21 protein-coding genes and 1 pseudogene are annotated in these 21,435 nt (G+C 40.4%); 3 read left to right on the forward strand and 19 right to left on the reverse strand.

The window, feature by feature from the left end:
* The 16 genes from pnuC to STYK_RS10075 form a co-directional block, all read right to left on the reverse strand.
* A complete protein-coding gene (pnuC, locus tag STYK_RS10000; RefSeq protein WP_000736875.1) occupies positions 1-780 on the reverse strand; it encodes a nicotinamide riboside transporter PnuC in 780 nt (259 codons plus the stop codon).
* A gap of 9 nt (positions 781-789) precedes the next feature.
* The gene (locus STYK_RS10005; RefSeq protein ID WP_261804990.1) at positions 790-1,848 is read right to left on the reverse strand and encodes an AAA family ATPase; all 1,059 of its coding nucleotides are present in this window, start codon (positions 1,846-1,848) and stop codon (positions 790-792) included.
* A gap of 147 nt (positions 1,849-1,995) precedes the next feature.
* Entirely contained in the window at positions 1,996-4,428 is a 2,433-nt protein-coding gene (locus tag STYK_RS10010) for an ATP-dependent Clp protease ATP-binding subunit (RefSeq protein WP_261804991.1), read from the reverse strand.
* Between the two features lies 1 nt (position 4,429).
* Positions 4,430-4,888 (reverse strand): CtsR family transcriptional regulator, encoded by a 459-nt coding sequence (locus tag STYK_RS10015; RefSeq protein ID WP_024057371.1) that lies wholly within the window; start codon positions 4,886-4,888, stop codon positions 4,430-4,432.
* Between the two features lie 118 nt (positions 4,889-5,006).
* On the reverse strand, positions 5,007-5,735 hold the full coding sequence (locus tag STYK_RS10020) for an ABC transporter ATP-binding protein (RefSeq protein WP_261043618.1): 729 nt from the start codon (positions 5,733-5,735) through the stop codon (positions 5,007-5,009).
* Positions 5,735-6,742: an ABC transporter substrate-binding protein gene (locus tag STYK_RS10025; protein ID WP_261043617.1), complete on the reverse strand. Its 1,008-nt coding sequence runs from the start codon at positions 6,740-6,742 to the stop codon at positions 5,735-5,737. The genes STYK_RS10020 and STYK_RS10025 overlap by 1 nt, the downstream gene beginning before the upstream one ends.
* 37 nt (positions 6,743-6,779) lie before the next feature.
* On the reverse strand, positions 6,780-7,538 hold the full coding sequence (locus tag STYK_RS10030; RefSeq protein ID WP_186822058.1) for an ABC transporter permease: 759 nt from the start codon (positions 7,536-7,538) through the stop codon (positions 6,780-6,782).
* A complete protein-coding gene (locus STYK_RS10035) occupies positions 7,501-7,791 on the reverse strand; it encodes a thiamine-binding protein (RefSeq protein WP_045605281.1) in 291 nt (96 codons plus the stop codon). The genes STYK_RS10030 and STYK_RS10035 overlap by 38 nt, the downstream gene beginning before the upstream one ends.
* 253 nt (positions 7,792-8,044) lie before the next feature.
* Positions 8,045-9,163: a choline binding-anchored murein hydrolase CbpD gene (cbpD, locus tag STYK_RS10040; RefSeq protein WP_045605283.1), complete on the reverse strand. Its 1,119-nt coding sequence runs from the start codon at positions 9,161-9,163 to the stop codon at positions 8,045-8,047.
* 88 nt (positions 9,164-9,251) lie between these two features.
* A complete protein-coding gene (locus tag STYK_RS10045) occupies positions 9,252-9,518 on the reverse strand; it encodes a Veg family protein (protein ID WP_001278169.1) in 267 nt (88 codons plus the stop codon).
* 1 nt (position 9,519) lies between these two features.
* Complete coding sequence (dnaB, locus tag STYK_RS10050; protein ID WP_004255325.1) at positions 9,520-10,872, reverse strand: replicative DNA helicase; 1,353 nt, start codon at positions 10,870-10,872, stop codon at positions 9,520-9,522.
* Positions 10,873-10,915: 43 nt separating this feature from the next.
* On the reverse strand, positions 10,916-11,368 hold the full coding sequence (rplI, locus tag STYK_RS10055) for a 50S ribosomal protein L9 (protein WP_004255324.1): 453 nt from the start codon (positions 11,366-11,368) through the stop codon (positions 10,916-10,918).
* Positions 11,365-13,338, reverse strand: a complete 1,974-nt coding sequence (locus STYK_RS10060; protein WP_261804992.1) for a DHH family phosphoesterase — start codon at positions 13,336-13,338, stop codon at positions 11,365-11,367. The genes rplI and STYK_RS10060 overlap by 4 nt, the downstream gene beginning before the upstream one ends.
* A 135-nt stretch (positions 13,339-13,473) precedes the next feature.
* Positions 13,474-14,022: a ribosome hibernation-promoting factor, HPF/YfiA family gene (gene hpf / locus STYK_RS10065; protein ID WP_000599100.1), complete on the reverse strand. Its 549-nt coding sequence runs from the start codon at positions 14,020-14,022 to the stop codon at positions 13,474-13,476.
* A gap of 79 nt (positions 14,023-14,101) precedes the next feature.
* Positions 14,102-14,764 (reverse strand): ComF family protein, encoded by a 663-nt coding sequence (locus STYK_RS10070; protein WP_261804993.1) that lies wholly within the window; start codon positions 14,762-14,764, stop codon positions 14,102-14,104.
* A complete protein-coding gene (locus STYK_RS10075; protein WP_261804994.1) occupies positions 14,761-16,059 on the reverse strand; it encodes an ATP-dependent helicase ComFA in 1,299 nt (432 codons plus the stop codon). Before STYK_RS10075 ends, STYK_RS10070 begins: the two co-directional genes overlap by 4 nt.
* A 56-nt stretch (positions 16,060-16,115) precedes the next feature.
* Here STYK_RS10075 and STYK_RS10080 point away from each other — a divergent pair, with 56 nt between their 5' ends.
* The 3 genes and pseudogenes from STYK_RS10080 to cysK all read left to right on the forward strand — a co-directional run bounded on the left by STYK_RS10080 (position 16,116) and on the right by cysK (position 17,963).
* Positions 16,116-16,751 carry a YigZ family protein gene (locus STYK_RS10080; protein WP_261804995.1) on the forward strand — a complete coding sequence of 212 codons (636 nt, stop codon included), beginning with the start codon at positions 16,116-16,118 and terminating at the stop codon, positions 16,749-16,751.
* A gap of 93 nt (positions 16,752-16,844) precedes the next feature.
* A pseudogene (locus STYK_RS10290) lies at positions 16,845-16,940 on the forward strand (PH domain-containing protein); the annotation flags it as partial.
* A 96-nt stretch (positions 16,941-17,036) separates the two neighbouring features.
* Positions 17,037-17,963, forward strand: coding sequence for a cysteine synthase A (cysK, locus tag STYK_RS10085; protein WP_261804996.1), 927 nt, complete (start codon positions 17,037-17,039; stop codon positions 17,961-17,963).
* A 122-nt stretch (positions 17,964-18,085) separates the two neighbouring features.
* Here cysK and tsf read toward each other — a convergent pair whose 3' ends face one another.
* From tsf to pcsB, 3 genes are all read right to left on the reverse strand, one after another.
* Positions 18,086-19,126, reverse strand: a complete 1,041-nt coding sequence (tsf, locus tag STYK_RS10090; RefSeq protein ID WP_084887694.1) for a translation elongation factor Ts — start codon at positions 19,124-19,126, stop codon at positions 18,086-18,088.
* 78 nt (positions 19,127-19,204) lie between these two features.
* Positions 19,205-19,984 carry a 30S ribosomal protein S2 gene (gene rpsB / locus STYK_RS10095; protein WP_007556349.1) on the reverse strand — a complete coding sequence of 260 codons (780 nt, stop codon included), beginning with the start codon at positions 19,982-19,984 and terminating at the stop codon, positions 19,205-19,207.
* A 225-nt stretch (positions 19,985-20,209) separates the two neighbouring features.
* Positions 20,210-21,403: a peptidoglycan hydrolase PcsB gene (gene pcsB, locus STYK_RS10100; RefSeq protein WP_084887692.1), complete on the reverse strand. Its 1,194-nt coding sequence runs from the start codon at positions 21,401-21,403 to the stop codon at positions 20,210-20,212.
* Positions 21,404-21,435 lie beyond the last annotated feature (32 nt).

A 21,435-nucleotide genomic window follows, 5' to 3' on the forward strand; every position in this document is an offset into this window, starting at 1 on the left:
TTATGCCTCCTTACGAACTGCCTTGGTCCATTGGTACCAACCTACTAGACTATTGAGTGTGTAAACCCAGTACATCCCTTGAATATGGATATTTTCACCCCACCAGAGGTAGATACTAAAGAGATTGGTTGCAATCCAGAAAATCCATTGCTCACGATAGAGACGTGTCATCAAGAGCTGGCCGACACCATTGGTCGCATCGGTAACACTATCACGGAAAGGGCGAGCACTATGGATACTTTGGTAAGCTAAGCCCATACCAATCCAGATGATAGCAGTCAAGGCTAAGTACTTGAGCCAGTCAAAAACAGATAATTTCTTAGATTCAAAGTGAGATTCTTCTACTTTTCCTTGGTCATTGATACGGTTGGACAGCCAAGCATAGAGACCAATCGGCTGCATGACAAAGAAGTAAACAGTCGTCAAAACTTCACCATAAAAAGTCGCATTCATAGCCAAAACCAAATAGATAGCAGAGTTAATGGCCCCAAAGAGATAATTGCTTGCACGTCCTTCTGCTACCAAGATAACACAGACAATCCCAGTCCAAGATGCAAACAAGCTCATCCAGTCATGACTTTCTGTATTTTGCGTGAATTCTAAAATCAAGGGAACACTTGACAGGACGGTGAGATACAACCACTGGAAGAGACTACGTCCCATAAAGAGATCCTTCCAGAGCAGGCGCATGATTCCTGCAAAACCGATCTTACGAGCTTCTGCATGAACATTTTTAAAGTTTTCGATAAATTGTGTGATTTTTTCAGTTAGTTTTTTCATAATTTTCTCCTAATCTGCTTGGTAAATGGCATCAATAGCCACTTTGGCTGCTTCATAATTGCCTAGGTAATCCTCAGCTAGATAAACTAGTGGAATGGTGGTTAAATATCGCTCTCTCATATGGTCCAAATGCTGGGAAAAACTATGACGAATATGGTCTTCTGCCATAGTCATATCTCTAAATCCGTCATTGACATAGGAGCCGACCGGTTGCACAAAGAGAATCAAGTCCCATTTTTCCTTAGCCAAGATCGAAACAAAGAGATTATCAAAGGTTTCTCCTGATAAGTCCCCTTGGTCCTCGGTCTCCATGTAATAATCATAGTAGCCCTTGGTTACTAAGGAGTTGGTATCAGCTATCACCAGTCCCCTATTGGCATTACTGTCAATTAACTTAGAGGTCTGGTCATACTGCCCCAACAGGAGATAATAATAATCCTTTGGAGTCAATTCATCGTCGCGGACATTGTTTTTGATCTGGTACTCACGTGCGTATTCCAAGCTGACTGGTGCATCGTAATACCTAGCCAAATCCTTGGCTAGAGTGGTCTTCCCATTGCTGGCACTTCCCATAATCAACACTTTCTTTGTAAACTGACGACGGAAGGGTTGAGCGATATATTTCCAATATTTGCTTGGATTTTCTCGAATCATGGTCGCTGAGATACCAAATTTTCTTTCTTGCAAAACAGTCTCAAAACCACGATTTGATAATTCTTTCTGGTAGTCTGCTTCTCCCACAAAGAAAATTAGTTCTTGCTGGATTTCATCATAGGAAATCTCCACTAACATTTGGTCCAACCACTCCTGCCAGCCCATAGGGTAACGGGGAAGATTGGTCTCATCTAACTTGCAAACGGAGGTCAACTCGTCATCACAAAAGGCCTCTCGGATATAGCGAAATCTTTTTTGAAGCGTTAAGCCTATCTGCTCCCCTCTATCTCCCTCATAGCCTGAAACGACAATCCAGACCCGGTCACACTGCCGCTTCGCTCGCTGAATCAGATCGATATGACCTTGATGAAGCGGAGCAAAGGTTCCAAATACCACTGCTGTTTTCTTTTTCATAAACGCATTACCTTTTTATATTTTTTGATATTTTCGTTGCCTATGTTTTTATTATAAACTATATTTTTGTTTTGTCAATAGTTTTTTATTATTTTTTATAAAAAAGTAGCAAAAAAGAGAATCAAGACTGCTCCTGATTCTCCATTTTTATGCAATATCAAATTTTAACTGGCCTGCTTTGACACCAATCTTAAGTGTGCTGCCTGCCTCTAATTCTCCCTTGAGAAGAAGTTCTGCCAACTTGTCTTCCACTTCTGTTTGTAGGGTTCTACGAAGTGGACGAGCTCCCATCTCTGGGTCATATCCTTGATTTGCCAACAATTTCAGGGCTGAAGCTTGTAATTTCAAGTCAATACCTTTTTCAGCCAAACTTGCCACTAAAGGTTTGACCATAATCTTCACCACTTCCTGCATATGGTCGCTAGACAGGCTATGGAAGACCACCTTTTCATCAATACGGTTAATAAACTCAGGTCTATAAGCCTTTTTTAGCTCTTCAAACATGCGTTTTTCCATATTTTCCTGGTCAAAACGAATGTCCTTTGCCCCAAATCCGACAGTCTTGTCATCACGAAGGGCTGTCGCACCAAGGTTTGACGTCATGATGATAATGGTATTTGAAAAGTCAACCTTGCGTCCCTTACTATCGGTCAAGACACCGTCATCCAAGACCTGCAAGAGAACATTAAAGATGTCTGGGTGGGCTTTTTCTACCTCATCAAATAGGAGAACAGAGTATGGTTTGTTGCGAACCTTCTCGGTCAACTCCCCACCTTCTTCGTAGCCCACATAACCCGGAGGAGCTCCGTTGAGACGACTGGCTGCGAATTTCTCCATATACTCACTCATATCAAAGCGGATAAGGGCTGATTCGTCGTCAAAAAGAACTTCCGCCAAAGCCTTGGCCAATTCAGTCTTCCCGACACCTGTAGGCCCTAAGAACATAAAGGAACCAATCGGACGCTTATGACTACGAATCCCTGACTGGTTGCGGCGAATCGCACGGCTAATGCTTGAAACAGCTTGATCTTGACCGATGACACGTTTGTGCAGTTCAGCTTCCAAGTTTAAGTATTTCTTAGCATCAGTCTGAGTCAGTTTTTGGACTGGAATACCTGACAAGCGACTCAAGGTGGTCAAAATATCAGACTCTGTCACCAAGTCTTTATAGACAGGCACTTCCTCTTCTTTTGCGATTAGCTGGGCTGCCTGTTTCCACTTACCATCTATCAAGGCCTTGTCAGCTAGACTCAAACCTGAATCGTCTGCTTTTACATGCTTAGCCTTATTTTGCACTGTTGTTGCTGCTTCATCCAAGAGATCAATAGCAGAGTCTGGCAAGTGACGACTAGTCAAATAACGATGAGCCATCTTGACAGCTGTTTCAACTGCTTCATCTGTGATTTGCACACGGTGATGTTTCTCATAAGTCGCCTTCAAACCTTGCAAAATGGTCATGCTGTCTGCAACACTTGGCTCTTCAATCGTAACTTTGGCGAAACGACGAGAAAGAGCTGCGTCTTTTTCGATGTGTTTTTGATATTCTTCCTGAGTGGTCGCACCAACTGTTCTCAAAGTTCCACGCGCTAAGGCTGGCTTCAAGATGTTGGCCGCATCCAGAGTCGAATCAATTCCACTCCCAGAACCCATGATGGTATGAAGTTCATCGATAAAGAGGATGACTTGGCCATCTTCTTCAATATCCTTGATGATATTGTTCATGCGTTCTTCAAAGTCACCACGGAAGCGTGTCCCTGCAACGACATTCATCAAATCAAGCTCTAACACGCGCATCTTAGCCATTTCCGAAGGTACATCACCACTAGCAATACGCTGAGCGAGCCCAAGCGCCAAGGCTGTTTTCCCGACACCAGCATCCCCAACCAAGACAGGATTGTTCTTGGTCTTTCGACTCAAGATTTGAATCATACGTGAGATTTCCTTGTCCCGACCGATGACTGGTTCTAACTTGCCAGAACGCGCTTGCTCTGTCAAATCATGCGTATAGTCCTCGAGACCACCACTCGGAGTCTGGGGCATGCCCATCATATTAGCCATAGAATTTTGCTTGTCAGCTACTGTACGATGACGTTGGCGTAAAGCCTTGAGGTCTTCACGAGTCCAACCTGCACGTTCTTCTAGATTTCGACGTAGGGCAGCAATCTTGACCTGATCTTTCTTGTCTTCATAAGAAAAGCCAGCCCTCTCCAAGATACGAGTTGCCAAGGCATTTCCATCATGCAAAATCGCATAAAGGACGTGCTCCGTCCCTAGCACCTTAGCATGGACCACTGACGCCACATATTCCGCCTCATCAAAGAGGACCTGCAAACGATGAGAAAACGGCAATTCCGTAAAGGTTTCATCCTGGCTATAGTCCGTTTCAGTCAGTTCCAACGCGACCTCTTCTAAACGGTCCATCTCATATGGATAATCGTTTAATGTCGCCCCTGCTACACTGTAACTATGATTGGACATAGCAATCAACAAGTGCCAAGACTCTAGGTAACGAGCTCCAAAATGGCCAGCAACCATATAGGCACTTTCGATACATTCATTCAATGCTTTTGAATAGTTCATCTTACTTCCCTTTTCTATCTACCTCTTGTATGACCTGTCGTAACATATTAGCACGAACAACTGGAGCTTCTTCCCCTAGAACGCGATCCAAAGCTACTGATACTAGCAAATTCATCTCCTGCTTGGTCATCAATTCCTGCTCAACCAAAAGCTGCAGAATATCCTCATAAATTTCTTGACTAACTCGCTCACCAATTGAGTAAAGCAAATCGCGGAGCATTTCATGATGACTGGAAAACTCAATCCGTCCTATACGAATGTAGCCTCCGCCACCACGCTTACTTTCAACCAAGTAGCCTCTACTTTCCGTAAAGCGTGTCTTGATCACATAGTTAATCTGACTAGGAACAACCTGAAAAGTATCTGCCAACTGACTCCGTTGCAACTCCACAATTCCAGATTGATCTAAAATCGCCTTGATGTAGGCCTCAATATGATCCGATGTATTTTTAAATCTCATTACAAACCCACCTCTCTCTTTAAACCTTGACTATCTTTGACTATTATACCGAAATTTTCTCATTTTTAAAAGAAAAAGGGCGCTGGTAAAGGATAATCTTCACCAACTCCCTATTTTTCTACTTATCTAAGCCTAATTCTACCAAGATTTGACGTTTGTAGGCAATCTTTTGAACCTCTTTGTCCTCATCTTCAGACCAATCTGGTTTAATTTCTGAAACAATCTGCCCAGGGCGATTTTTCAAGATATAGATGCGGTCGCTGAGACTGAGAGCCTCCTCGATACTATGCGTGATAATCAATGTTGTCAGTTGCAACTGCTTGTGAATCTCCAGATACCAAGCGTGGAGTTCCATCTTGGTCATCTCATCCAAGGCGCTAAAGGCCTCATCCAAGAGAAAGAGCTTGTGCCCGAAAAGGTAGGTTCGGAGCAAGGCTACACGCTGGCGCATCCCGCCGCTGAGTTCATGAGGATACTTGTCCCGTACAGCTATCAACTGAAAGGTCGCAAGAATTTCATCTGCGCGAGCAATAGCTTCTGCCTTACCCACTTTTTGAATCAAGAGGGGCAGAATGATATTACCAAGCACCGTCTTGTGCTCCAAGAGCAAGTCCTTTTGCAACATATAACTCACGCGCCCCTTAGGATTTTCTTCACCATCAAGGACAATTCTCCCTGACTGAACTTCTAAAATCCCAGCTATTAGATTAAAGAGGGTGGTCTTTCCTACACCACTTGGGCCTAGGATAGAAACCACTTCACCTGAAGTCACCTGCAGGTTGATATCCTCTAAAATTTTCTCCTGACCATAAGCATAACTGACGTGTTCTAGTCTAATCTCTGTCATTATTTCACAAATTCGTTAGTGAAGCCTTTGTCTGTCAAGTCTTCTTTAAGGATACCATTTTCTTTATCCCATTTGTAGAAGGCATTCCAGCGAGCTGCGTCAAATTGACCCCATTTTCCCTTGTCGCTTGCGTATTCTTTTGACAAGTATTTTTGAGATTCGATGACAAAGTCACGTTTTTCCTTGAGTTCAGGCGCATTCTTGATGAGGATATCTGCAGCTTCTTCTGGATGTTCCATAGCGTATTGGTAGCCTTTTTTGATAGCTTGGATGACTTTACGTGCTTCTTCTTTGTTGTCTTTGAGGTAGTCGTTGTTGGCGATGATAACTGGTGAGTAGTAGTCAAATTCCTTAACGTAGTCTTTCAAATACATGAAGTTAGCATCTACACCTTGAGATTTTGCAAGGATACCATCCCAACCGTAGTAGATCCAAGCAGTATCAAAGACACCATTAGCGATTGGTGTGATAGAGTTTGAGTCATTATTTGGTACTTTTTCTACCTTCTCAAAGTCTCCACCTTGTGATTCTACTAAGGTTTTCAACATAGCAAGTTCCGTTGGGTCATTCCAAGTTCCGTATTTCTTACCAACCAAGTCTTTTGGACTAGCTACATTGTCAGATTTACGAGAAATGATTCCTGATGTATTGTGCTCTACGATAGCTGCAACGGCAGTAATTCCTGCCCCTTTTTCTAACTTCTTAGCCATGTAATCTTGGAAATACACTGCAAATGGCGCCTTACCATTGATCACCAAGTCAGAAGAACTTTCTTCTGGTGGCAATTTCAAATCAACATCCACTCCAGCTTCTTTGAAATAGCCTTTTTCCTTGGCAACATAAAGCCCTGTGTGGTTAGTATTTGGTGTCCAGTCTAGGATAAAGTCAATTTTCTTGAGTTCTGCTTCTTTGTTGTCCTTAGAAGCAGTTCCTTGGCCACAAGCCACAAGTACGACAGCTACAAAAGTCGTTACAAGCGTTAAAAACACTTTCCATGTTTTCTTCATTTTGATTTCCTCTTTTCTTTTTTGAAACATTCTACTTCTACGAACGTTTCCATTTAATAACATATTTTTCACTAATATCGACCAACTTCATACCGAGAAGGCTGATAATCGATACCAGAATAATAATAGCAAACATGGTATCATACTGAAACAGTTTCTTGGACTGAATCATGTAAACACCTAGTCCTTCAAAGCCTCCCAACCACTCAGATACTACTGTTGTGATAAAGGCGTAGGAGACACTGACCCTCAGACCTGCATAAAAGTAAGGCAGGCTGACTGGGATTTTAAAATGCCACAGAATTTGCCAAGGCTTGGCCCGCATCAGACTAAACAAGGTCAGCATATCCTTGTCACAATGCCTAAAACCGTCCAAAATGCTGACGATAATAGGAAAAGTTGTCGTCAAGATAATCAAGACAATCTTGGGCAAAATCCCATAACCTAGCCACAAGACCAAGATAGGAGCTATGGCAATAGTCGGAATGGTCTGAACAACCACCATCATAGGGTAAATCAGGTCATTGAGCCAAGTCAAACTATCCATGAGCACAGCCATGAGACAGGCAATCAAGACTCCCAAAATTAGACCTAGCAAAGCCACTCTCAAGGTGGCCCAGCTATGGTGCCAGAGAAATTCTCTGTCACGAACAAAGGCCTGGAGAATTTCAAGAGGGGTCGGCAGGATAAACTTAGGAAGAAGTTTAAGCAACCCTGCTAGCTGCCAGATTGACAAGACCCCTAGAAAGCCCAACAGACTAATGTGTCGTCTCAGTATACTTTTCAAGTTTCTCATCAATACTTAAAATCTCTCCTACATTTATTTTGACATTGGCAAAAACATTATCTGCCTCCTGCCCTGCCACTTCTAGCACTTCTTTGAGAATGCGCATGAGCTCATCAAACTCCCCTTCCAAGACCGTTTCAAATGGTGTCACCACCATGGTCACTTCTTGAGCTTGCAGATAAGCAATGACCTGATCGATAACAGCTATCCGATCAATCCCCTGTGATAGGGGTAAAACTTGCAAGGCAATGCTTGCTTTCATAACAACCTCCTCTTCTCGTTTTCCTTTTTATAAAAAGAAAAACCTTTACCATATATGGAAAAGGTCAAGAATAGACTAAGTATCGTTCCCTACGCTGGCATTACCCAGATCAGGTGCGGTCGAAGCTTAACGCTCCCTCTCAGACTGTACACAGACTCCCATATATTATATGGACATATGATAGCGCAAAACAAAAAAAATGTCAAGGAAACTGCTTACAGAAAAAGTAGGAAAAATTTCCTACTTCCATTTTCTATACTCGTTCTCCATCACTGTTTACTCTGTAGCCATCCACCGTCGTATTCACAGCTAAGGCGCCTGAAGAGTAAGAATAATACCACTTACCTGAGACTTGATACCAACCTGTTTTCATTGCCCCTGAACTATCCAAATAATACCACAAACCATTTTCCTTTAACCAGCCTGTCTGCATTTCACCAGATGATTTCAAATAATACCAACTAGATCCGTCTTTCAGCCAACCCGTTGATTTAGACCCATTTGATTTAAAATGATACCAACTACCATTTATTTTCTTCCAACCGACAGTTGAACTGTTATTGGATCCATAGTTAGAGCTATTTCCTGATTGATTCTGATAATTCTGTGAAGAGGTTACTCCCTCTAGCTGGATATAGCGACGACTTCCGTTATAAGCCGTATAACTCAACCACTTGTACCCATCTTTTTCGAGAATTTGATCATAATGAACATTCTCCCCAGGATAATAGTAATCAATCGCAGTTGCGCTAGCTAGAGGCTGATTTTTGATAGCAGCCTTAGTCTTAAAATAATGTGTTCCTCCTATTGAAACTGAGGATTGACTATTCCCAACACTGCCACCAGCTAAATCTTTAAAATGAATAAAACCAGTCATAGTATTCGCCTTCACGACGCGCTTATTGTAAGATTCCCTTATTCCATAGTTGTATTCTTCAATCTCAATCTCATCTCCTATTACATTTGACACCCAAGCAACATGACCATAAGTTCCTGCAGTAGACCAAGCAATGGAGCCAATCGCTGGTCTATTATCGACACGATAGCCTTCACGACGAGCACGATAGCCCCATTCATTCGCATTCCCATAAGCAGCCGGAATCTCAAAACCATTGACATTACTCAAACGAAAAGCTGCAAAAGAAGTACATTGACGAGAATACATGCGCCACTTATCAATCTCCTGACTCCCATTTTTATAATGAGCAGGATAATCATCCCCACGCGCAATCGATCCATTTCCTCCGGAATAGGCATATACACTATTACCCGCTGCTAACATCAGCCCTACTACTAAAAAAGGAACAACCTTTTTAACTGACTTTCTAATAGAAAGCCTTGTCTCTGCTACTTTAAATGGTGAAATTTTCATTCTTCCTCCTTGAAAAATAATATAAATCGAAGATTACCTTCACTTAAACTATTCGGAGAAAAAAGAAAAAGTGAGAAAATTTCTCACTTTAGTCAAGATAATGAATCAAATTCTTTTCTGTAAGGATATCTGAGTAAGTAAAGGATTCAACATAAACATTAGCTTGTTTATCTCCTTCAACGTTTCCAAATTCAACGATAAATAGGGATGGATAAACCTCAATTAGCTTCCCCAATCTATTTTTTTGGCGCTTACGACCATTCTCCAAGGTCATTTCTACGACTTGTCCCTCATGTGCCTTGATTTCTTCTTTTATTTTTTTCATCTTGGCTACATCTGTAAATGCATCTGACATCTTATGCCTCCCTCTTTGAGATACTTGAAAATTTATTGTATTCTTTTTGGAAAATTAATTCCACCGTTCCACGAGCTCCACTACGGTTTTTCTCTATAATAACTTCTACCTTATTGTTTGGTATGCCTTCCTCTTCTTCACCACCACGCTCATAGTAGTCGTCGCGATAAAGAAAGGCTACGATATCAGCGTCCTGCTCAATAGAACCAGATTCACGAATATCAGACAAGACCGGTCTCTTATCCTGGCGTTGTTCTACACCACGAGAAAGCTGACTTAGAGCGATTACTGGAACCTTCAGTTCCTTAGCTAAAATTTTCAACTGACGTGAAATTTCTGAAACCTCTTGTTGACGATTTTCCCGACCAGTTCCCGTGATAAGCTGCAAATAGTCTATCAAAATCAATCCAAGATTTCCAGTTTCTTGAGCCAGTTTACGAGAACGAGAACGAATCTCTGTAATTCGAATTCCTGGCGTATCATCGATATAGATACTTGCATTAGCTAGATTCCCTTGAGCAATGGTATATTTTTGCCACTCCTCATCAGTCAATTGACCTGTACGAATAGAATGTGACTCCACCAAGCCTTCTGCCGCCAACATACGGTCCACTAGACTTTCCGCACCCATTTCGAGTGAAAAAATAGCAACCGTTTTGTCCAACTTAGTCCCAATATTCTGAGCAATATTCAATGCAAAGGCTGTCTTACCAACCGCTGGACGTGCTGCTAGGATAATCAACTCCTCCTCATGAAGTCCAGTCGTCATATGATCCAAGTCACGATAGCCTGTCGCAATACCTGTAATATCGGTCGTTTGTTGCGAGCGAGTTTCCAGATTTCCAAAGTTGATATTCAACACATCTCGAATGTTCTTAAATCCACTTCGATTAGCATTTTCGCTGACATCAATCAGGCCTTTTTCTGCCTGAGCAATGATTTCATCAGCTGGTTGCGAAGCCTCGTAAGCTTGATTGACAGACTCTGTCAACTTGGAGATTAATCGACGTAGCATGGCCTTCTCTGCAACAATCTTAGCATAATACTCCGCATTAGCAGAAGTTGGCACAGAATTGACAATCTCAACCAGGTAAGACAAGCCACCAATATTCTGTAAATCACCTTGATTATCAAGAATGGTACGAACCGTTGTTGCATCTATAGCATCGCCACGATCGGATAAATCGACCATAGCTTGGAAAATCAAACGATGGGCATACTTAAAAAAGTCCCGAGACTCAATATATTCTCGCACAAAAACAAGCTTACTCTCGTCAATAAAGATAGCCCCTAAAACGGATTGCTCAGCTAAGATATCTTGAGGTTGTACTCGTAACTCTTCTACTTCTGCCATCAGACTTCCCTTCCTTTTACAATCTTGTCAAGAAAGTGTAAATTTACCCTTCTTTCACACGAAGATTGATCACACCTGTGATATCTTGATAGATTTTCACTGGTACATCGATCAAACCAACTGCTCGAATCGGAGCTTGTACTTGAATATGACGCTTATCAATCTTAATTCCAAATTGCTTTTGCAATTCTTCTGCAATTTTCTTATTGGTAATGGAACCAAAGGTACGACCATCTGGACCAACTTTTTCAACAAATTCTACAACCGTTTCTTCTGCTTCTAGTTGGTCTTTAATTGCTTTTGCTTCTGCAATCATCTCAGCGTGAGCTTTCTCTTCTGATTTTTGTTTACCACGAAGTTCACCTACAGCTTGAGCAGTTGCTTCTTTTGCTAGATTCTTTTTGATAAGAAAGTTTTGCGCATACCCTGTTGGTACTTCCTTAATTTCGCCTTTTTTACCTTTTCCTTTGACATCTGCTAAAAAGATTACTTTCATTCTTCTTTCTCCTTTTCCTTTATTTCATTTAATACAATTTCTGTCAGTTTTTCCCCTGCTTCTGACAAGGTTGAATCCTTAATTTGAGCTGCTGCCAAATTAAAGTGGCCTCCACCTCCCAGCTCTTCCATAATCCGTTGTACATTCAGCTTACTACGACTGCGAGCTGAGATAGAGATAAATCCTTGTGTATTCTTCGCAAGAACAAAACTCGCTTCAATACCTGACATAGCTAACATGGCATCTGCTGCCTTACTAATAACAACTGTATCATAGCATTTCGAGTCCTTAGCCTCTGCTATTAGTACATCTGAACCTAATTTACGCCCCTGTAAAATCAGTTCATTGACCTCACGATATTCTTCAAAATCTGTCGCAGCAATTTCTTGGATAGCAATACTATCACTTCCTCTCGTTCTGAGATAGCTAGCAACATCAAATGTCCGACTAGTCACTCGTGAGGTGAAATTTTTAGTATCCAACATCATACCAGCCATCAAGACACTTGCTTGCATACGACTCAAACGATTTTTCTTAGAATTCTGGAACTGAATCAATTCCGTTACCAACTCACTGGCACTACTTGCACCACTTTCGATATAAGTAATAACCGCATTATCTGGAAAATCCTGATCCCGTCTGTGGTGGTCGATGACGATGGTTTGGGTAAATAAATCATAAAAAGCTTTTGATAAAGTTAAGGCTGTCTTTGAATGGTCTACAAGAATCAACAAAGAACGATTGGTCACCATCCCCATTGCATCCTTAACAGACAACAACTTCGTAACTCCTTCTTTTTCTAAGAATGAAACAGCTCGTTCAATATCCGGAGACATCTGATTTTCATCATAAAGAGCATAACTATTTTCTGTTACATTACTAGCGAATAACTGCATACCTACAGCAGAACCCAAAGCATCCATATCAAGATTTTTGTGACCAACTACAAAAACCTGATCTACACTTCTAATTTTATCTGAAATAGCTGTCATCATAGCGCGCGTACGTGTCCTTGTACGCTTGATTGACGCCGCAGATCCACCACCAAAATAAACGGGATTTTTCGTTTCGTCATTCTCCTTGACAACCACCTGGTCGCCACCACGCACTTCAGCCAAGTTCAAGTTGAGCAATGCAACTTTCCCTATTTCATCATGATTTCCATCACCATAAGAAAATCCCATACTTAAGGTCAAAGGCAACTGTCTCTGTTTCGACTCTTCTCTGAAAGCATTGATAACAGAAAATTTATCATTCATCAATCCCTCAAGTACCGTGTAGTCCGTAAATAGATAAAAGCGATCCATACTTACTCGACGGGAGAACATGGCATGTTTACCAGCAAATTCTGAAACAAAATTGGCTACAAAACTATTGATATGACTGATATCAGACTCCGATGTTTCATCTTCTAAGTCATCATAGTTGTCAACGGAGACAATCCCAATAACAGGTCTACTCGTAACTAACTCAACAGTCGCTTCGTATTCTCCAGATACATCAAAGAAGTAAAGAACTCCAGATACCTTGTCCATATGAACCGAATAGCGAGTCTCACCCAAGGTAGCATAAGAACCTGGATTCCCCACAGACGCCTTTATAATTGTTTGAATTAATGTAACATCAATCTCGCCCACTTCATTAGTTAAAATCAATTCAGCGTAAGGATTGAACCATTCAACTTCACCTGACGATAAGTCTAGTTTAATAACTCCGACAGGCATCTGTTCTAACAAGGTTGTCAAACTATCTTCAGCTTGGTGGTTTACATACTGGATTTGTTCTACTTCACTCTTTGAGTAGTAGTCTCTCTGATGGATGAATAGTAAAATATATGAACCCAAAATAAGTAGCAAAAGAAATAGCGTTACCAGTGTATTCGTTACAAAAACAAGTTGCACAGATAGCACTCCGAACGCCACTATTCCTAATATTAAGGGGAAAATAGGACTTACATAAAATTTTTTCATTCCAAACCTCTTGGCACCCATTATACCATAATAACCACCAAAAAGCGACTTTTTAAAAGTGTAATCAGTAATTCTATCAATTATAAGAAAAAGGAGGTTTACAATTCAGTAAACCTTCCTTTACACATATTGAAATTAAGACTCTTTAACTTCTAACAAGCCAATCTCGCCATCCTCACGACGATAAATCACATTGGTTGTCTGATCTTCAACATCCACATAGATAAAGAAATCATGTCCCAACAAATCCATCTGTAGAATAGCTTCTTCCAAATCCATTGGTTTTAAATCAATTTGTTTTGAACGAACAACTCTAGACTGGACAACATTTGGATCTTCCACCAAAGCATCTGTAAATAATTGACTAGTTGCTACCTTGTTTTTATTTTTACGCTCGATTTTTGTTTTATTTTTACGAATCTGACGTTCAATTTTATCGGTTACAAGGTCAATTGAACCATACATATCTTGAGACACATCTTCTGCACGAAGAGTAATTGAGCCAAGCGGAATCGTCACCTCCACTTTAGCAGTTTTTTCACGATACACCTTCAAGTTAACTCGAGCATCCAACTCTTGTTCAGCTTGAAAATACTTTTCGATCTTTTCGAGTTTAGAAACTACATAATCACGAATTGCTTCTGTTACTTCTAGGTTTTCACCACGGATACTATATTTAATCATATGAGTACCTTCTTTCTAAACATTTTTGTTTTTCTGATTTCATTATAACGCTTTCATTTTGTTTTTGCAAATTTTTTCCTCATCTTACAAGGGAAAATGTTTTTACATCCTCAACACCAGATTCTTCCAACAGTTTCTTCACACGATTTATAGTTGTTCCAGTAGTGTAAATGTCATCTATGAGTAGGACTTTTTTAGGAATAGTGACTCCCCTTTTAATAAAGAAAGGAAGTTCTGTTGCCAAGCGTTCTGAACGATTTTTGGAAGAACTGGCCCGCTCTTCTCTCTTCTCTAGTAAGTCTTGAAAAGAGAACCCTGCTGCTTCAACTAAACCTTCAACCTGGTTAAATCCCCTCTCGAGCAATCTTTCAGGACTTAGGGGAATTACAACAAATTGATACTCTTTGTACTTTTTTAACTCCTCACTTAAAACTGAAGCAAAAACTTTTCTTAAAAGGAAGTCTCCATCAAACTTATACCGACTGAAAAAATCCTTCATAGCTTGATTGTAAGTAAAAATCGCTCTATGACTGACTTCAACTTCTTCTTTACACCAAAATTGACAATCTTGACACTTTGTTGACAAACCTGTTTTCATACAGTTTGGGCAGTTTTCTTCTCCAATCCTCTCAAAAGTAGAGTCACAGTCTGAACAAAGACAAGAGTCATCATTCTTCAGAAGTAAGAGACTCCTAAAAGTTAAAACAGCCTTCATAGTCTGCCCACATAATAAGCACTTCATAGCCCCGCCTCCTTATTCATCTGCTGAATTTCCTTAATTGCCTTTTTGATTGAAGCATTTAACCCGTCATGGAAGAAAAGCAAATCTCCTGTCGGTCTGTCCATACTCCGACCGACACGTCCTCCAATCTGTATTAAACTAGACTTGGTAAACAGACGATGATTGGCCTCTACTACGAAAACGTCAACACAAGGGAAGGTAACTCCACGCTCCAATATCGTCGTACTGATAAGTATTGTCAGTTCTCTATCTCGAAAAGCTTGTACCTGCTCTAATCGATTTTCTGTGATAGAAGATACAAAGCCAATTTTCTCATTTGGAAATTGCTCCTGTATGATTTCTTTTAACTGTTCCCCTTTCTTAATCTCTGAAGCAAAAATGAGTAACGGATAACCTGTCTTTCTCTGCTTCTCAATATAAGACTTTAGCTTTGGTGACAACCGACTTTTCTCTAAACAGTGATTAAAATCGGATAACCAGACAGGTTTAGGAATAATCAAAGGATTTCCATGAAATCGTCTTGGCAAACTCAATCGTTTTAATTCTCCGATGCGAACCTTCCTATCTAACTCATCGGTAGAAGTTGCTGTTAAAAAGATTCTCAAGCCATTCTCCTTTACACTATTCTTGACAGCATGGTAAAGCATAGGATTGTCAACATAAGGAAAGGCATCTACTTCATCCACTATCAGTAAATCAAAAGCTTGATAAAACTTCAATAACTGATGGGTCGTCGCAACAACTAGTGGTGTTCGAAAATACGGCTCTGATTCTCCATGTAGGAGGGCTATCTCACAAGCAAAATCCTTTTGCAGGCGCTTATACAGCTCCAAACAAACGTCTATGCGAGGACTGGCCAAACACACTGCACCACCCGCATTGATCACTTTAGCTACTACTTGATAAATCATTTCTGTCTTTCCAGCTCCTGTTACAGCGTGAACCAAGCTTGGCTCTTGCTTGTCTACCGCTTGAAGCAGTCCCTGTGATACCTTATCTTGAAAAGGAGTTAATTGACCACGCCATTTAAGAATATCTTGCTTCGCAAAATCCTCCTGCGGAAAATAGTATAAAACTTGATCACTCCTGACTCGCTTCATTAGCAAACACTCCCTACAATAGTAAGCACCGATGGGCAAATACCATTCATCTAAAATAGCACTATCACAACGTTGACAGAAAAGTTTCCCTTTCTCCTTTCTCATTGCTGGAAGTTTCTCCGCCAACTGACGTTCCTCTTTAGTTAATTCATTCTCCGTAAACAACCGACCGAGATAATTTGGATTTACTTTCATACTTCTTTATTCGTAAAAACCTAGCGCTTTAAATGATTTTTTAGTACAATTAAATCATGGAATTTAGAACAATTAAAGAGAACGGACAAGTCCAAGAAGAAATCAAAAAATCACGCTTTATCTGTCATGCCAAGCGTGTTTATAGCGAAGAAGAGGCTCGTAACTTCATTACTGCCATCAAGAAAGAGCACTACAAAGCTACTCATAACTGCTCTGCCTTCATTATTGGGGAACGTAGCGAAATCAAACGGACAAGTGATGATGGTGAGCCCAGTGGGACTGCTGGCGTTCCCATGCTTGGGGTTCTAGAAAATCACAATCTTACTAATGTCTGTGTGGTAGTGACACGCTACTTTGGTGGCATTAAACTAGGCGCTGGAGGATTGATTCGTGCTTACGCTGGCAGTGTTGCCTTAGCTGTCAAAGAAATTGGCATCATTGAAATAAAGGAACAGGCTGGCATTGCTATTCAAATGTCTTACGCTCAGTATCAAGAGTACAGTAACTTCCTTAAGGAACATAATCTTATGGAACTTGAGACAAACTTTACAGATCAAGTCGATACGATGATTTATGTTAATAAAGAAGAAAAAGAAACTATTAAAGCTTCACTTGTAGAGTTTTTTAATGGAAAAGTCACTTTAACTGATCAAGGTTTACGAGAAGTTGAAGTTCCTGTAAATTTAGTGTAAATAATAGATAATACAGTGTTTCACTGATATCTTCACCGCTACTTTAATTAACAACATAAAAAGGTGCTTGCCAAGACCTACTAGAAAATGAAGAAATTCAAAAAGAAAACAGATATCGTTCCACTTTACACCTATTTACTAGAATTAGCTTATCACAATCGCTTGAAAATTAATGGCTTAGACCTGTGATATAAAAAAATCCTATCACTTTGATAGGATTTCTATATTTTACAAATGGTATAGTTAGCGTTATACTAGAAATATCTTATACAAAGAGGTATTCATATGTCTATTTATAACAACATTACTGAATTAATCGGACAAACACCGATTGTTAAACTTAACAACATCGTGCCAGAAGGGGCTGCGGACGTCTATGTAAAGCTTGAAGCATTCAACCCTGGTTCTTCTGTAAAAGATCGTATTGCTCTTAGCATGATTGAAAAAGCTGAACAAGACGGTACTCTGAAACCAGGTTCTACAATTGTTGAAGCAACAAGTGGAAACACTGGTATTGGACTTTCATGGGTAGGTGCTGCTAAAGGGTATAAAGTTGTCATTGTTATGCCTGAAACTATGAGTGTAGAACGCCGTAAGATTATCCAAGCCTATGGCGCTGAACTCATCCTCACTCCTGGTAGCGAAGGAATGAAAGGTGCTATTGCTAAGGCTCAAGAAATCGCTGCTGAACGTGATGGTTTCCTTCCTCTTCAATTTGACAATCCAGCTAATCCAGAAGTACACGAAAGAACAACAGGAGCTGAGATATTAGCTACTTTCGGTAAAGATGGATTAGATGCCTTTGTTACTGGAGTTGGTACCGGTGGAACAATTTCTGGTGTTTCTCATGCCCTCAAAACAGCAAATTCAAGTATTCAAGTTTATGCAGTAGAGGCAGATGAATCTGCTATTCTATCTGGTGAAAAACCTGGCCCTCACAAAATTCAAGGTATCTCAGCTGGATTTATTCCTGATACACTTGATACAAATGCCTATGATGGTATTGTTCGTGTAACATCAGACGATGCACTAGCACTCGGCCGTGAGATTGGTGGAAAAGAAGGATTCCTTGTAGGGATTTCTTCAGCTGCAGCTATCTACGGAGCCATCGAGGTTGCCAAGAAATTAGGTACAGGTAAAAAAGTTCTTGCTCTAGCACCAGATAACGGTGAACGTTATCTCTCTACAGCACTTTATGAATTTGAAGTGTAGTCTCCTAAATGCACTTAGCCCTTTTTATAGGGCTTTTTATTTATATCTTGAAAAGTAGAATTCTTTCCCTATAGGAATCTACTGCATAGAAAAAAGGAAGCTAAAGTGCTTCCTTTTTATTATTAGTTATTCAAGGCTGCTGCCATTGTAGCTGCAACTTCAGCTTCGAAGTCGTTTGCAGCTTTTTCGATACCTTCACCAACTTCAAAGCGAGCAAACTCAACTACTGAAGCGTTAACTGATTCAAGGTATGCTTCAACTGTCTTGCTGTCATCCATGATATATACTTGCGCAAGAAGTGTATAAGCTTGGTCAACTTTAGTGTTGTCAAGCATGAAGCGATCCATTTTACCTGGGATGATTTTGTCCCAGATTTTTTCTGGTTTGCCTTCTGCAGCCAATTCAGCTTTGATGTCAGCTTCAGCTTGAGCAATAACATCATCAGTCAATTGAGCTTTTGATCCATACTTCAAGTGTGGAAGAGCTGGTTTGTTAACCATTGCACGACTTTCATTGTCTTGGTCGATTACGTGGTTCAATTGTGCCAACTCATCTTTAACGAATTGCTCATCCAATTCTTTATAAGAAAGAACTGTTGGTTTCATCGCTGCGATATGCATTGACAATTGTTTAGCAAGTGCTTCGTCTCCACCTTCAATAACTGAAATAACACCGATACGTCCACCGTTATGTTGGTAAGCTCCGAAGTGTTGTGCGTCTGTTTTTTCAATCAAAGCAAAGCGACGGAATGAGATTTTTTCTCCGATAGTTGCTGTTGCAGATACATATGCAGCTTCAAGAGTTTCACCTGAAGGCATTGTCAAAGCAAGTGCTTCTTCATTATTAGCAGGTTTTCCTTCAGCAATAACTTTAGCTGTAGTATTTACCAATTCAACGAATTGAGCGTTTTTCGCAACGAAGTCAGTTTCAGCATTTACTTCAATAACTGCTGCAACATTACCGTTAACATAAACACCAGTCAAACCTTCTGCAGCAACACGGTCAGCCTTCTTAGCTGCCTTAGCCATACCTTTTTCACGAAGCAATTCAATCGCTTTTTCGATGTCACCGTCTGTTTCTACAAGCGCTTTTTTAGCGTCCATAACTCCGGCACCAGATTTTTCACGCAACTCTTTTACAAGTTTAGCTGTAATTTCTGCCATTTTGATTCTCCTATATTTTTTAAAAATAGGAGAGCTGGGCTAAGCCCCGCCCTCCTAGGTAATTACTATTTATATGAATTAAGCGTTGTCGCCTTCTACAACTTCAACGATTTCTTCAATTGAATCGGCTTGAGCTTCAGAAGCTGCAAATTCTGCTTCAACTGCTACTGCATCTTCACCTTGACGTCCTTCGATGATAGCGTCAGCCAATTTAGCTGTAATCAATTTAACAGCGCGGATAGCGTCATCGTTAGCTGGGATGATTACATCGATATCATCTGGATCAGTATTTGTGTCAACCATCGCTACAACTGGGATTCCCAATTTCTTAGCTTCTTTAACAGCGATTTGCTCTTTATGTGGGTCAACTACGTACATAACATCTGGGATACGAGGCATATCTTCGATACCACCCAAGAATTTTTCAAGACGTGCACGTTGTTTGTTAAGAAGTGCAACTTCTTTCTTAGGAAGAACTTCGAAAGTTCCATCTTCTTCCATACGTTTGATTTCTTTCAAACGAGCGATACGTTTTTGGATTGTTCCCCAGTTTGTAAGAGTTCCACCCAACCAACGGTGGTTGATGAAGTATTGACCTGAACGTACTGCTTCTTCAGCAACTGCATCAGCCGCTTGTTTCTTAGTACCAACGAACAATACAACTGCATCGTTAGCTGCTGCATCACGCATGAAGTCGTATGCTTGGTCAGCGTATTTTACAGTTTGTTGCAAGTCGATAACGTGGATTCCGTTACGCTCAGTGAAGATGTACTTAGCCATCTTAGGGTTCCAGCGACGAGTTTGGTGACCAAAGTGTACACCAGCCTCAAGAAGTTGTTTCATTGAAATTACTGCCATGAGTATTTCTCCTTTTTGTTTTTTTCCTCTTCTTGACTTCAACTCGCAAAACGACCCAAAGGCAACTGTTTCACAATTCATCAAGAATGAGTATTATCGTTCACACGACAGTTTTCATTTTACCATACTTTTTCAATATTTTCAAGCGATTTTAGTAGATTTTTAAAGTAAGTTAACTATATAAATCATAAAAGAGACTCAAATCGAGCCTCTTCGTTTTATTCATTAGTTTGGATAGATATATGTTACAAAACCTTCTGAAGTTGTAGTAGGATTGAACCAACCACGTTTATTTCCGATTGTACGATTTCCACCATAGTTTGATTCAGATACTTGGATACTTGTTGATGATGAAACAGCTGTAACCACGGCTACGTGTCCATATCCACCATCATTCCAACATGCAATAGCACCAACTTGAGGTGTAGATCCTGTACGGAATCCTGCTGCAGCTGCACTTGTAGCCCACTGTGCCCCATTACCCCAGTAATCTCCAGCCCAAGGTGCCAATGTTTTAGCTCCCCATGTACACTCACCAGTTGGATAACTTGAAGCGTTTGTACTGTATGTTGGACGATGTTTTACTGGTGCAGGAGTGTAGCTTGAAGATGATTCAGATGAACTAGATACTGCTTGAACTTCTGCTGTAAAAGTTGTATTTCCAGAAGCAACTACTGTTTGTTGTTGACTTGCTTGTTTAGCTTTGTAGGCTGCTTCTGCTTCTGCAGCTGCTTTAGCTTCTGCTTCCGCTGCAGCTTTTTTCTCAAGTAAACTTGCTTTTTCATCCTCTGCAGTAGCCTTTTCAGCAGCAAGATTCAATTCTGCAGCTTTCAACTCAGCTTGTTTTGTAGTTAATGATTGAGCATCATCAGCTAGTTTTTGCTGATTTGCAATAACTGTATTAATCGCATCATTGTTTGCTACTTGTTTTTCAGAAATAGCTTTTTTATCTGCTTTTTGTTGTTCCAACATTTTGTTGTTTGCAGATACGATTTCACTCATTGCAGCAACACGTGAAATAGCTTCTGTAATTGATTTTGAGTTTACAATTGTATTGATGTAATTTGTTGCAGCTCCATTTGTTTGAGCACTACGAGCTTGTTTTTGCAATGAATCATTGCGAGATACAATATTCTTAGAAAGTTCTGTAATTTCACCCTCAAGCTTTTTAGATTCTGCTTGTAGTCTATCATTTTCAGATTGCAAGTTTGATTGCTCTGTTTGAATAGCAGATACTTGCTCCTGAATTTGATCAACTTGTTTTTGGGCTTCTTGTTGTTGTGCTGTTAAGTTACTAATTTTATTATCTTGAGCAGCAATTTTGTCATCAGTCGTTTCTGCATGCGCAGTTGTTAAAACAGCTACTTGAGAAACCATTACTGTACTTAGTAAAAGTGACGCTAAGATTTTTTTCTTCATATTTCGTAGATACTCCTTCTTTTAAAGACACT

The sequence above is a fragment of the Streptococcus toyakuensis genome, assembly GCF_024346585.1.
Classification (GTDB): domain Bacteria; phylum Bacillota; class Bacilli; order Lactobacillales; family Streptococcaceae; genus Streptococcus; species Streptococcus toyakuensis.